The sequence below is a fragment of the Devosia equisanguinis genome, assembly GCF_900631955.1.
Classification (GTDB): Bacteria; Pseudomonadota; Alphaproteobacteria; order Rhizobiales; family Devosiaceae; genus Devosia; species Devosia equisanguinis.
The window spans coordinates 56,726-68,786 of record NZ_UZWD01000030.1 but is presented as its reverse complement, the minus strand read 5'-3'; the positions used below and the strand labels follow the sequence as shown (position 1 = coordinate 68,786).

Annotated in this window: 12 protein-coding genes; 4 read left to right on the top strand and 8 right to left on the bottom strand. The window is 61.7% G+C overall.

Translation table 11 applies throughout. The features are described 5' to 3' along the window. The first annotated feature begins 92 nt into the window (after positions 1 to 92). On the top strand, positions 93 to 845 hold the full coding sequence (locus DEVEQU_RS12310; protein ID WP_223214207.1) for a DUF1499 domain-containing protein: 753 nt from the start codon (positions 93 to 95) through the stop codon (positions 843 to 845). Positions 846 to 890: 45 nt separating this feature from the next. Here DEVEQU_RS12310 and DEVEQU_RS12305 read toward each other — a convergent pair whose 3' ends face one another. From DEVEQU_RS12305 to glpD, 3 genes are all read right to left on the bottom strand, one after another. Then, positions 891 to 1,193 carry an alkylphosphonate utilization protein gene (locus DEVEQU_RS12305; protein ID WP_126150882.1) on the bottom strand — a complete coding sequence of 101 codons (303 nt, stop codon included), beginning with the start codon at positions 1,191 to 1,193 and terminating at the stop codon, positions 891 to 893. 58 nt (positions 1,194 to 1,251) lie between these two features. Further along, complete coding sequence (glpK, locus tag DEVEQU_RS12300; RefSeq protein ID WP_126150881.1) at positions 1,252 to 2,742, bottom strand: glycerol kinase GlpK; 1,491 nt, start codon at positions 2,740 to 2,742, stop codon at positions 1,252 to 1,254. A gap of 128 nt (positions 2,743 to 2,870) precedes the next feature. Continuing rightward, positions 2,871 to 4,370 carry a glycerol-3-phosphate dehydrogenase gene (gene glpD / locus DEVEQU_RS12295; protein WP_126150880.1) on the bottom strand — a complete coding sequence of 500 codons (1,500 nt, stop codon included), beginning with the start codon at positions 4,368 to 4,370 and terminating at the stop codon, positions 2,871 to 2,873. A gap of 141 nt (positions 4,371 to 4,511) precedes the next feature. Between glpD and DEVEQU_RS12290 the strand changes: the two genes are divergently transcribed. After that, entirely contained in the window at positions 4,512 to 5,447 is a 936-nt protein-coding gene (locus tag DEVEQU_RS12290) for an AEC family transporter (RefSeq protein ID WP_126150879.1), read from the top strand. A 176-nt stretch (positions 5,448 to 5,623) separates the two neighbouring features. Here the strand turns inward: DEVEQU_RS12290 and DEVEQU_RS12285 are convergent, their stop codons facing one another. Continuing rightward, complete coding sequence (locus tag DEVEQU_RS12285; protein ID WP_126150878.1) at positions 5,624 to 7,255, bottom strand: alpha-glucosidase family protein; 1,632 nt, start codon at positions 7,253 to 7,255, stop codon at positions 5,624 to 5,626. A 107-nt stretch (positions 7,256 to 7,362) separates the two neighbouring features. On the opposite strand from DEVEQU_RS12285, the gene DEVEQU_RS12280 reads away from it, so the two are divergent. Further along, positions 7,363 to 7,821 carry a GNAT family N-acetyltransferase gene (locus DEVEQU_RS12280; RefSeq protein WP_164550378.1) on the top strand — a complete coding sequence of 153 codons (459 nt, stop codon included), beginning with the start codon at positions 7,363 to 7,365 and terminating at the stop codon, positions 7,819 to 7,821. Here DEVEQU_RS12280 and DEVEQU_RS12275 read toward each other — a convergent pair. After that, positions 7,818 to 8,120 (bottom strand): putative quinol monooxygenase, encoded by a 303-nt coding sequence (locus DEVEQU_RS12275; RefSeq protein ID WP_386849530.1) that lies wholly within the window; start codon positions 8,118 to 8,120, stop codon positions 7,818 to 7,820. The two genes, DEVEQU_RS12280 and DEVEQU_RS12275, sit on opposite strands and share 4 nt — an antisense overlap. Before the next feature lie 11 nt (positions 8,121 to 8,131). Continuing rightward, entirely contained in the window at positions 8,132 to 9,061 is a 930-nt protein-coding gene (locus DEVEQU_RS12270; RefSeq protein ID WP_126150875.1) for a 2-hydroxyacid dehydrogenase, read from the bottom strand. Positions 9,062 to 9,207: 146 nt separating this feature from the next. Between DEVEQU_RS12270 and DEVEQU_RS12265 the strand changes: the two genes are divergently transcribed. After that, positions 9,208 to 9,966 (top strand): NYN domain-containing protein, encoded by a 759-nt coding sequence (locus DEVEQU_RS12265; RefSeq protein WP_126150874.1) that lies wholly within the window; start codon positions 9,208 to 9,210, stop codon positions 9,964 to 9,966. A gap of 6 nt (positions 9,967 to 9,972) precedes the next feature. Here DEVEQU_RS12265 and DEVEQU_RS12260 read toward each other — a convergent pair whose 3' ends face one another. Together DEVEQU_RS12260 and adh are read right to left on the bottom strand one after the other, a co-directional pair. Beyond that, positions 9,973 to 10,359 carry a DUF779 domain-containing protein gene (locus DEVEQU_RS12260; RefSeq protein ID WP_126150873.1) on the bottom strand — a complete coding sequence of 129 codons (387 nt, stop codon included), beginning with the start codon at positions 10,357 to 10,359 and terminating at the stop codon, positions 9,973 to 9,975. A 165-nt stretch (positions 10,360 to 10,524) separates the two neighbouring features. Then, entirely contained in the window at positions 10,525 to 12,045 is a 1,521-nt protein-coding gene (gene adh / locus DEVEQU_RS12255; protein WP_126150872.1) for an aldehyde dehydrogenase, read from the bottom strand. Positions 12,046 to 12,061 lie beyond the last annotated feature (16 nt).

Sequence of the window (12,061 nt, the reverse complement as noted above, 5' to 3'; positions counted from 1 at the left end):
GGATTTCAGGGAATGCGGCGCCGGTGCGGATAAAGATCAGAACCTCGAAATGGGCCATTTGGTCGCGACGGCTCGGCAGTCTCGCCGTGCCGATGCTCGTCCTGCCCGTATTTCTGCATCGCGAGCAGCTGATCGCCTCGCCGGCCTTTCACGTGGTCATGCTGGCGGCAGGGCTGGTTGCGGCGCTGGCGGTGTTCTGCGCGCTGATCGCCTTGGTGCGTTTGTGGTTCACCGGCGACCAGGGCTGGGGCAGGGCGCTGGCCGGCCTGTTTCTCGGGCTGGTATGCCTCGCGCCCTTTGGCTGGTTCGGCTATCTGGCTGCGGATTATCCGCTGGTCACCGATATCGCCACCACCACGCGCAGCGAACTGCCGCTGATTTTCGAACCCGATACCGCCGCCATGCCGCCGCCGCATCTGCTCACCGCCGAGCAGCAGGCCCGCATCTTCCCCAATGTCACCACGCGCACCTATCCGCTCGACGCCTTCCAGGTTTTCGCCCTGGTCGAGCGGCTGGCCACGGCGCAAGGCTGGGACATCAGGCTGCGCCGTGAACCCGCAGATGCTACCGAAACCGGCCGCCTCAATGCGCGGATCGTAACGCTGGTGGGCTGGCGGGAAGAGGTGGTCATTCGGGTAATGCCCACAGCGACCGGGAGCGCCGTTGACATGCGCTCCGCCTCGATCAACGCCGTGCACGATTTCGGCTCCAACGGCGTGCGCATCAGCGACTTCCTGATTGCGCTGGATGGTGAGGTCACCGCCTTCATTCGCGATAACCGCAACATCCTGCAACCAGCCGATGACGAGGCGGCTCCGGAAGTGGAGACCGGCAGCGATTCCTAGCGCATCGGCCCGAAAAGCCTCCGTGCGCTTTTCGGAAATGCCGCTTTAGCGCTTGCGCACGAACTCGGTGCGCAGCACCAGGCCCTTGATGGCATCGTGGCGGCAGTCGATCTCTTCGGGATTGTCGGTCAGGCGGATGGTTTTGATCACCGTCCCCTGCTTCAGCGTCTGCCCGGCGCCCTTGACCTTGAGGTCCTTGATCAGCACCACCGCATCGCCATCGGCCAGAAGAGTGCCCGAAGCATCGCGCACTTCTAGGGCACTCGCATCGGTAGCAGCCATCTCCGAAGCCGGGCGCCATTCGCCCGTAGCTTGGTCATACACATAGTCGTCGTCTTGATTACTCATATCGGTGCTATTGCAAACCGCGCGCCCAAAGCCAATGGCCAATATGGGTAATTTGCAGCTAGTGCGTCAAAGTCCGGCGCACCGCCTGGTCCCAGCCTGCGATTTTCGCCTTGCGCTCACTGCCATCCATGGTCGGTTCGAACCGCTGGTCCCGGGCCCAGCTGGCGGCGAATTCGTCCATGGCTGGCCAGATGCCGGCCTTCATGCCCGCCAGCCAGGCAGCGCCGAGGGCCGTGGTTTCCAGAATCATGGGACGATCGACGGACGCATCGAGAATGTCGGCCAAGAACTGCATGGTCCAGTCCGATGCCACCATGCCGCCATCGACGCGCAGCACCGTATCCTTGCCGCCGCCCTTCCAGTCCTTGCGCATGGCCTCGAGCAGGTCGCGGGTCTGGTAGCACACCGCCTCCAGCGCCGCCTTGGCGATTTCGGCCGGGCCGGTATTGCGGGTCAGTCCATAGATGGCGCCACGTGCCTCTGCATCCCACCATGGCGCGCCCAAGCCCACAAAGGCCGGGACCATATAGACGTGCTGGCTCGGATCGGCGGTGCGCGCCAAGGGGCCCGTCTCGCTGGCATGCTTGACCAGTTTCAGCCCATCGCGGATCCACTGCACGGCCGCGCCGGCAATGAAGATCGAGCCTTCCAGCGCATAGGTGCTCTTGCCATCCAGCCGATAGGCGAGGGTGGTCAAAAGCCGGTTCTTGGAACGCACCATGTCGCTGCCGGTATTGAGCAGAGCGAAGCATCCCGTGCCATAGGTTGACTTGACCATGCCCGGGGCAAAACAGGCCTGCCCGATGGTTGCCGCATGCTGGTCGCCGGCGACGCCGAGAATGGGCACCGCCGCGCCGAACAATTCGGCTTCGGTCACGCCGAAATCGTCGGCACAATCCTTGACCTCTGGCAACAGCGCAGCCGGCACGTCGAGCAGCTTGAGCAGTTCTTCGTCCCAGCTATTGGCGCCGATATCGAACATCAGCGTGCGCGCCGCATTGGTGGCATCGGTGGCATGCACCTTGCCGCCCGTCAGCCGCCAGATAAGGAAACTGTCGATCGTGCCGAAGGCCAGCTCGCCGGCCTTGGCCCGCTTGCGTGCGCCCTTCACATTGTCCAGCAGCCACTTGACCTTGGTGCCGGAGAAATAGGGGTCGAGCAGCAGGCCGGTCTTCTTGGTGAACAGCGGTTCATGACCCTGCTTCTTGAGTTTGGCGCAGAACTCGGCGGTGCGCCGATCCTGCCAGACTATGGCATTGTGGATCGGCTCGCCCGTTTCCCGGTCCCAGATCACCACCGTCTCGCGCTGGTTGGTGATGCCGATGGCGGCAATATCGGTGGCGGCGGCGCCTGCCTCCTTGATGGCGGTCTTGATCGACCACAGCACGCTGTCCCAGATTTCCTCCGGGTCGTGCTCGACCCAGCCATCCTGCGGGAAGTGCTGGGTGAACTCCTTCTGTCCCACGCCCACGATCTTGCGCGCCTGGTCGAACAGGATCGCCCGGCTCGAGGTCGTGCCCTGATCGATCGCCAGAATGTACTTGGTCATATTCGTCTCCCAGCGAATTCGCTTCCCGACCGATTTTTAGTTCATCGTCACCACCCGGCTTGACCGGGTGGTCCAGGCGTCCAGACACTGGATTGCCCGGTCAAGCCGGGCAATGACGAATGATGTGGCTACACGCGACTCGCTAAATAGGCCTCAAGTCGTGCCACGCCACCAGGCTCCATGCGCAGGCCCAGCTTGGTGCGGCGCCAGAGCACATCTTGTGCCGTCCGCGCCCATTCCTCGGCAACCAGATAATCGACTTCGCGCTCATAAAGATCGGCGCCGAAATGCTGGCCGAGATCGGCTACCGTCCTCGCATCGCCGAGCAGCTTGCGCGCCCGCGTGCCATAAAGGCGCATCAACCGTTTCATCAGATCCGGATGTAATGCCGGATAATCCATGCACAGCCGGCGCACTTCCGGCTCGAAGCTCATCGGCCCGAAGTCGCCGCCAGGCAGGGTGCTCGTCTTGGTCCAGGGCGCACCGCGTTTACCCAGCACGTCCTCGATTTTTTCCAACACCGATTCCGCCAGGCGTCGCGAGGTGGTCAGCTTGCCGCCGAACACATTGATGATAGCGCCGGTCGCGGCATCGCCATTGGTCTTGAGCACATAGTCGCGCGTTGCCTCCTGAGCCGCGCTGGCGCCGTCGTCGAATAGCGGCCGCACCCCCGAATAGCTCCAGACGATGTCGTCCTGAGTGACCGGCTTGGCAAAATATTCGCTCGCCGCCTCCAGCAGGTACCTCGTCTCCTCGGCCGAGATCTTGACGTCCTTGGGGTCGCCTTCATAGTCGCGGTCGGTGGTGCCGATCAGGGTGAAGTCATTCTCATAGGGAATGGCGAAGATGATGCGCCCGTCCCCGTTCTGGAAGATGTAGCAGCGGTCATGGTCATAGAGCTTCTTGACCACGATGTGGCTGCCCTGCACCAGCCGCACATTATGCTTGCCATTGTTGCCGACGACGCCATTGATCACCTGGTCGACCCAAGGACCGGCAGCGTTGACAATCATGCGCGCGCGCACCGTCTCCTCGCCGTTTTCGCCGGCGAGTTTTAGGGTCCATGCGCCATCCTCGCGCCGCGCCTCGGTCACCTTGGTGCGCACATGGATTTTTGCGCCTTTTTCGGCAGCGTCGCGGGCATTGAGCACCACGAAACGCGCATCATTGACCCAGCAATCGGAATATTCGAAGCCCAGCCGATAACCCGGCTTCAGCGGCTTGCCGGTGATATCACGGGTCAGGTCCAGTGTCTTGGTCGGCGGCAACAGCTTGCGGCCACCCATATAGTCGTACATCGCCAGGCCCGTGCGCAGCACGAAAGCAGGGCGCAGTCCCTTGTGATGCGGCAGCACGAAACGCAACGGCCAGATGATGTGCGGCGCGGCGGCCCAGAGGATTTCGCGCTCCGCTAGCGCTTCGTGCACCAGCCGGAATTCGTAATGTTCGAGATAGCGCAATCCGCCATGGATCAGCTTGGTCGCTGCCGAACTGGTGCCGGAGGCGAGATCGTTCATCTCGGCCAGCCCGACGCTGAACCCGCGGCCCACCGCATCGCGTGCCACGCTCACGCCGTTGATGCCGCCACCGATGACAAAGATATCCAGCACGATCCAGTCCTCACCCATCGTCAAGTTGTTTCGTATATAGCGCGTTTTATTTCGTTTTCAAACGTAATGAGTTTCGTTTTGTAGCTTCGCGCGCGAAAGATTGACCGCTTCCTGGGGACGGGTTACGGCTGACGCATCCTAGGGCCCATCCTCAGGCCAATGCTCGATATTCTTGCCGTCATCGCCCCGATTTTCGCGCTCATGGCCTTTGGCTATGGGGCCGTGCGTTTCCGGCTGTTTCCGGCCGATGGCATCAAGGCACTGATCGCCTTCGTCAATAATTTCGCCACGCCCTGTCTGCTGTTCTACTCGATCAGCACCAGCGATTTCCGCTCGGCCTTCAATATCGGCATCATCGGCCCGTTTTATGTCGGCGCTGCCATCTGTTTCGTGCTCGGCATTATCATTGCCCGCCGCGTCTTCAACAATTCGCCGGGTGAAAGCGTTGCTGCCGGCTTTTCCGGCACCTTCACCAATACGGTGCTGGTTGGCCTGCCGATCATGTCGCGGGCCTATGGCGACCAGGCCATGCCGGTCACGCTCTCGATCATCGGCCTGCATGGCGCCATTCTGCTGACCCTGGGCATGGTCACCATGGAGCTGATGCGTCGGGACGGCCAGTCGCTCGCCAAGACCTTGGTCGTCGCCCTGCGCCGCGTCGTCTCCAACCCGCTGATCTGGGGCATCGCAGCCGGCATTCTGGGTTCACTGGCCGATCTGCAATTGATCGAGCCGGCCGAAGCCTTCTTCGTCATGATGAGCCAGGCCGTGGTCCCTGCTGCCCTCTTCGGCATTGGCGGGGCGCTGAACGAGTTCAAGCTCTCGGAAAACTGGAAGCCGGCGCTGGTGGCCTCGCTCATCAAGCTCATCGTCCATCCGGCGCTCGCCTATGTGATGATGATCTGGATTTTGCATGTGCCGATGGACATCGCCCGCTACGGCATCCTGCTCTCTGCCATGCCGGCCGGCGTCAACATCTATGTCTTTGCCACCTATTACGACCGCGGCGTCAGCGTCGCCACCAACACCATCCTCATTGCCACGGTCATGTCGGCCCTGACCATCTCCGCCTGGCTGCTCATCTTGAGCCTTTAGGCCGAAGCTCAGGACGTCAAACATCTTCTGCTTGGTGACCTCCGATTTTCCCCACCCACAACGCCGCCCTCGGGCTTGACCCGAGGGCCATCGGCCGCTTGCGGTTTACAGCGCCTGTGCCTCACCAACCGGCCCCCGGGTCAAGCCCGAGGGCGGTACTGCGTGGTTGAACCCACTCAACCCTGATAACGCACCGAGCCCTCTCCCGCCGGTGCCGGCAGGATGGCAAAGCCGTTCGGTCCCAGCGTCAGCGTCGTTCCGGACAATTCGGCATTGTGACTGACCGGCTCCAGCACCAGCTCCACGCCGCCGACGGTGACAGTACGCGCCTCGGCCGACAGGTTGAACACGCAGACCAGGTCCTTGTTGCCATCGGTGCGCATATAGGCCAGCACCGGCTCATCGCAGTCGAAAAAGGCGATATCGCCGGTCTTGAGCGCCGGGTGATTTTTGCGCCAGGCCAGGATCTGCCGGTAATAATGCAGCGACGAATTCGGATCGGCTTCCTGCAGGTCGACGCTCAGAGCCACGGCGGCATGCTTGACCGGCAGCCAGGGCTTGCCATGGGTAAATCCGGCATGCGCCAGATTATGCTGCCAGGGCATCGGCGTGCGGCAGCCATCGCGGCCCTTGTCTTCCGGCCAGAAGCGCTTGCCACGCGGATCGGTCAGTTCCTCGAATAGGATATCCGCCTCGGGCAGCCCCAGCTCCTCGCCCTGATAGAGTCCCGCCGAGCCCTTGAGCGTGAGCATCAATGCGATCGCCTGGCGCGACAGATCGGCCGACGAAACGCTGAACGGCGTCCAGCGGGTCATGTGGCGAATGACGTCGTGGTTGGAAAAGCTCCAGCACGGCCAGCCGGTGGCGCCATCGGCGAAGAAGGCTTCCACTTTCGAGCGGAAATGCGCCGCCGAGAATTTCGGCCCCAGGAAGTCGAACGAATAGCACATATGCAGCAGGTCGCTGCCCGATGTGTACTGCTTCATCAGCTCCAGCCCGCGCTCGTCGTCGCCGACTTCACCCACGGTGGTGGTGCCGGGATAGTCATTGAGCAGCGCCCGCACCTTGCGCAGCCAGTCCATGTTCTCCGGCTGGCTCTTGGAGAATTTGTGGCTCTGCATGTCATAAGGATTGGTGGCGGGCTTGCCATTGAGCTCCGGCAGTGGCGGGTTCGAGCGCAGCTTGGCGTCGTGGAAATAGTAGTTGACCGTATCGAGCCGGAAGCCGTCCAGCCCGCGATCGAGCCAGAAGCGCATGACCTCGATCACCGCATCCTGCACCGCCGGATTATGGAAATTGAGGTCGGGCTGGGAGGTGAGGAAATTGTGCAGGTAATACTGCTTGCGCGCCGTGTGCCATTCCCAGGCCGAGCCACCGAACACCGAAAGCCAGTTATTGGGCGGGGTGCCGTCGGGGTTGGCGTCGGCCCAGACATACCAGTCTGCCTTGGCATTATCGCGGCTGAAGGCGGATTCGAGGAACCAGGGATGGAGCGAAGAAGTATGGCTCACCACCTGGTCCATGATCACCTTGAGGCCAAGCGCATGGGCCTTCTCGATCAACAGGTCGAAGTCCTGCAACGTGCCGAACAGCGGATCGACCTGCACATAGTCCGAAACGTCATAGCCCATATCGGCCTGGGGCGACTGGGTGAGGGGCGAGAGCCAGATACAGTCCACGCCCAGGCTGGCAATATGGTCGAGCCGGTCGATAATGCCGGCCAGATCGCCGACGCCGTCACCATTGCTGTCCTGAAACGAGCGGGGATAGACCTGATAGATCACTCCGCCGCGCCACCATTCGGTCATTCATTTGCTCCTGTTGGCCGTGATATGTCCGGGCCGGATTCGCGCACGAGGCTATAGATTTGTGCGTCCGCTGTTAATTGGGCAGCATGCAGGCGAGGAATGCAGTTGTGATCACCACCGGATTGCTGATCGACCATGAAGCCACAGTCAGCGACCTGGCCGCGCTGCTGGAGCGGCAATGGCCCGATTGGTACAATCCGCGCGGGGCTTCGGCCCGCGCCGATCTGTGCGACCGGCTGGAGCGCAATCGCCTGCCGCTCGGCATTCTTGCCTTTGCCGATGGCGCAGTGGTGGGCACCTGCGCGCTCACCGCCGGCTCGGGCGGTCTGGTCACCGAACGCTCGCCCTGGCTCGGCGGCCTGGTGGTCGATCCGGCGTTTCGACGGCGCGGCGTCGGCAGGGCGCTTCTGGCCCGCGCCAAGCTCGAGGCAAAGCGGCTGGGTCACGCCCGGCTCCACGCACTGACGGCAGAAGCGCTGGATCTGTTCGACGCCGATGGCTGGCGGCTGCTGGAAATGGTGCCGCTCAACGGCGAAGCGCACGCCGTTTACGTCATCACCGTCTAGGCTGGCTTGGCAGCAAGCAGAACAGGGTCGACATCGATCAGCTTCAGCGATGCCACCATCGCCAACGTCCCCTGCTTGTATTTGAGGAAATGCGGCGTCTGGATATGGGTTAGGTAGGCGGCCTCGGACGCATAGACCTCCAGCAGGCGGATACGATGCGGCGCGGCCTTTTCGGAAACGGCATGCAGCATCAGCACGCCGTCCTCCCGCTCCAGCGACGCTGCAATTTCCTCTTTCAAAAAGGCCAGATACTCATCCAGCCGTTCCGGAACGATCTCCAGTTCGGCGATGCGAACCATGCGCTCGTCCATCACACCACCGCCGAAATCAGCGGTTCCCTGGCAAAATGCCGGTCCAGATTGGCAACCAGCAGTGCCCCCATGGCGTCGCGGGTCTGGTGCGTGGCGCTGCCTTGATGTGGTGACAGCACCACATTCTGCAAGTGCATGAAGGCTTCGGGCACCTCTGGCTCGTCGACGAACACATCGAGCGCCGCGCCGCCCAGCCCGCCATTCTGCAACAGCTCGAGCATGGACGGCTCGTCGATCAATGTGCCCCGCGCCACATTGACCACATAACCATCGGGCCCCAACGCCTCGAGCACCTGTCGCGACACGATACCCTCCGTGCCCTTGCCGCCGGGGGCAATTACCACCAACCAGTCGCTATCGCGGGCCATGTCTTCGAGATCGTCGTAATAGATATAGGGCGTATGTGGCTGCTGCCGGCGGCCATGATAGACCACGCGCATCTTCATCGCCTGCAGCCGTGTGGCGATTTCCTTGCCGATGCGGCCCAGCCCCAAAATGCCCACGGTCTTGCCGGTCAATTCGCTCAACAACCCGAAATTGCCGCTCGGCCACTTGCCCCGACGCACATATTGATCCGATTGCGGAATGCGGCGTGCCAGCGAAATCATCAGGCCCACCGTCAATTCCGCCACCGCGTCATTGAGCACGTCGGGCGTATTGGTCACCCGGATATTCCGAGCCTTGGCACCGGCAATGTCGATATTGTCATAGCCGACCCCGAAACTGGCGATGATCTCGAGATTGGGCAGCTTGTCCATCAAATCCGCCTGCACCCCCGAACCGGCATGAGCGCGGATACGGGCGCCGTTCGCCGCCAGCCAGCCCGCCTTGTGCTCTATCTCGTGCAGCTTGTGCACCGTGTAGCGCTCGGCCAGCGCCGCCTCGCAGGAGGCAAGCAGCTTATGCGTCTGTAGAATTTCGATGGTCATGGCGGCGCGACTCCCTTTGTCAGCGAGACTAAAGGCGCGGGCGGTGGAGGCCAAGTACGAAGCAGAGTGTTTACCCTAAGACCAGTCGCCAGCTTGTGAGACGAAACCAGACTTCGCACATTCGTCGGCAACCGGAGAGATTTGGAATGGCGAGCGCAGAAAAATCGGCACGACTTGCAGTATTGATCGACGCCGACAATACATCGTCCCGCATCGTCGATGGCCTTTTTGAAGAGATTGCCCGAATTGGGGAGGCAAGTGTACGGCGCATCTACGGCGATTTTTCTGGCACGAGATTGAAATCATGGCACGATGTTTTGGCCAGGTACGCCATTATCCCGCAGCAACAGCCCGCCACGACCAGCGGGAAGAATGCATCGGACATTGCCTTGGTAATCGATGCCATGGATCTATTGCATACCGGTCGCTTCGACGGTTTCTGCCTTGTGTCTTCGGACAGTGATTTCACCCGTCTGGCTGCGCGCATCCGCGAACAGGGCGTTGATGTGTTTGGGTTCGGCGAACAGAAAACCCCGCAAAGCTTTCGACAAGCGTGTCGGCGATTTATCTATACGGAAAATCTGCTGCCGGATTCTTTTACTGGGGTTGCGGTGCTGCCAGCCGCAACGCCACTGCAACCACCCAGCAAGGCGGTGCCGCTGCTCAGGAAGGCGATTGTTCAGGCGGAAGGTGATGATGGTTGGGCCAACCTTGGAGAGGTTGGCAGCCGGCTTGCCAATCTGTCGCCGGATTTCGACCCGCGCAGCTATGGCTTTTCCAAGCTCAGCGATCTGGTGCGCAAGACCAACTGCTTCGACTTCGTGCACCCCGAACGCGGCAGCATTCGTATTCGAATGCGCGCCCAACAGCCTGCAATTTCCAAGAACCTGAAGGCGGTCGGCTGATGGCGTTCAGCCCTGCGCGCCAATGCTCACCGGCGCTCGATTTTCGTGTTCTTCGTCGGTGAATACGCGTGATCGCGTCAGAAAGCGCCGCTCGGTGCCGTTATCGAGGCTGAACATGCCGCCGCGCCCGGCAATGGCGTCAATGATCAGCTGCGTGTGCTGCCAGTATTCGAACTGGCTGGGCGACATATAGAAGGGATAGCCGCCGATCTCGCCCATCTTCACGTCGCGATCGCCGATGATGAATTCGCCCTGCGGATAGCACATGGGCGATGAGCCGTCGCAACAGCCGCCGGATTGATGGAACATGATGGCGCCATGGCGCGCCGTGATCTCGCCGATCAGTGCGATGGCCGCCGGGGTGGCAATGACGCGGGGAACGGACTGGTTCATGTCAGGCTCCGCTTGAATGGAGAAAATGTCATTCCAGCGAGCCACGGGCCGGGGGAGAGATGGGGTTGAAAAGGCCCGGTGCCCGCCGGAATGATCCCTTGCCCCCGGGCGGACCCGGGGGCTGCGCGAGGGAGGAGCGCGTAACTCAGTGAGCTGCCGTGGCCCTTAGAAGAAGCCCAGCTTTTTGGGGCTGTAGCTGACCAGCATGTTCTTCGTCTGTTGATAGTGATCGAGCATCATGCGGTGGTTTTCGCGGCCGATGCCGGACTGTTTGTAGCCACCAAAGGCCGCATGGGCCGGGTAGGCGTGGTAGCAATTGGTCCAGACGCGACCGGCCTGGATGCCGCGACCGAAGCGGTAGGCGCGGTTGCCATTGCGGGTCCACACGCCGGCGCCGAGGCCATAGAGCGTGTCATTGGCAATCGCCATCGCTTCCTCTTCATCCTTGAAGGTGGCGACAGAAACAACCGGCCCGAAGATTTCCTCCTGGAAGACGCGCATCTTGTTGTTGCCGGCAAAGACGGTTGGCTTGACGTAATAACCGCCGGCCAGATCGCCCTCGAACGTATTGCGCTCGCCGCCGGTCAGCACCTTGGCGCCTTCCTGCTTGCCGATATCGAGATAGGAGAGGATCTTTTCGAGCTGTTCGGACGAGGCCTGGGCGCCGATCATGGTGGAGGGATCGAGCGGAGAGCCCTGCTTGATCGCTTCGACCCGCTTGATGGCCCGTTCCATGAACCGATCGTAGATCGACTCCTGGATCAGGGCGCGGCTCGGGCAGGTGCACACCTCGCCCTGGTTGAGGGCGAACATGGTGAAGCCTTCGAGCGCCTTGTCGAAGAAATCGTCGTCCTCGTCCATCACGTCCTTGAAGAAGATGTTCGGCGACTTGCCGCCCAGCTCCAGGGTCACCGGAATGAGGTTCTGGCTGGCATATTGCATGATCAGCCGGCCCGTCGTGGTCTCACCGGTAAAGGCGATCTTGGCGATGCGGTTGGAGCTGGCCAGCGGCTTGCCGGCTTCGAGACCGAAGCCATTGACGATGTTGAGCACGCCCGGCGGGATCAGGTCCTCGATCAGCTCCATCAGCAAGAGGATGGAAGCGGGGGTCTGTTCGGCGGGCTTGAGCACCACCGCATTGCCGGCCGCCAGGGCAGGGGCCAGCTTCCAGGTTGCCATCAGGATCGGGAAGTTCCACGGAATGATCTGCCCGACCACGCCCAGCGGCTCGTGGAAGTGATAGGCCACGGTGTCATGGTCGATTTCGGAAATGCCGCCTTCCTGGGCGCGGATGGCGCCGGCAAAATAGCGGAAGTGATCGATAGCCAGCGGAATGTCGGCGGCGGTGGTTTCGCGGATTGGCTTGCCATTGTCCCAGGTTTCCGCCAGCGCGATCAGGTCGAGATTTTCCTCGATCCGATCGGCGATCTTGTTGAGCATATTGGCGCGCTCGGCGGGTGAGGTACGACCCCAGGCGGGCGCGGCCTTGTGGGCGGCATCCAGCGCCTTTTCGATATCGGCGGCTTTGCCGCGCGCCACCTTGCAGATCACCTGTCCGGTGACCGGCGAGGTATTGTCGAAGGTCTCGCCATCGGCCGCGTCGACCCATTGCCCACCGATATAGTTGCCATACTTGGCTTTGAACGGCGACTTGCTGCGCTGGTCCAGGAATTGGGGTTTGTTCAAGGCTTCCTCCCTTGGT

Coding starts and splice junctions, on each gene's coding strand:
- glpK (WP_126150881.1), bottom strand. CDS start 2,742: ATGACCAAGTACATTCTGGCGATCGATCAGGGCACGACCTCGAGCCGG.
- DEVEQU_RS12310 (WP_223214207.1), top strand. CDS start 93: ATGCTCGTCCTGCCCGTATTTCTGCATCGCGAGCAGCTGATCGCCTCG.
- DEVEQU_RS12270 (WP_126150875.1), bottom strand. CDS start 9,061: ATGACCATCGAAATTCTACAGACGCATAAGCTGCTTGCCTCCTGCGAG.
- DEVEQU_RS12285 (WP_126150878.1), bottom strand. CDS start 7,255: ATGACCGAATGGTGGCGCGGCGGAGTGATCTATCAGGTCTATCCCCGC.
- DEVEQU_RS12290 (WP_126150879.1), top strand. CDS start 4,512: ATGCTCGATATTCTTGCCGTCATCGCCCCGATTTTCGCGCTCATGGCC.
- DEVEQU_RS12275 (WP_386849530.1), bottom strand. CDS start 8,120: ATGGTTCGCATCGCCGAACTGGAGATCGTTCCGGAACGGCTGGATGAG.
- DEVEQU_RS12260 (WP_126150873.1), bottom strand. CDS start 10,359: ATGAACCAGTCCGTTCCCCGCGTCATTGCCACCCCGGCGGCCATCGCA.
- DEVEQU_RS12305 (WP_126150882.1), bottom strand. CDS start 1,193: ATGAGTAATCAAGACGACGACTATGTGTATGACCAAGCTACGGGCGAA.
- DEVEQU_RS12265 (WP_126150874.1), top strand. CDS start 9,208: ATGGCGAGCGCAGAAAAATCGGCACGACTTGCAGTATTGATCGACGCC.
- glpD (WP_126150880.1), bottom strand. CDS start 4,370: ATGGGTGAGGACTGGATCGTGCTGGATATCTTTGTCATCGGTGGCGGC.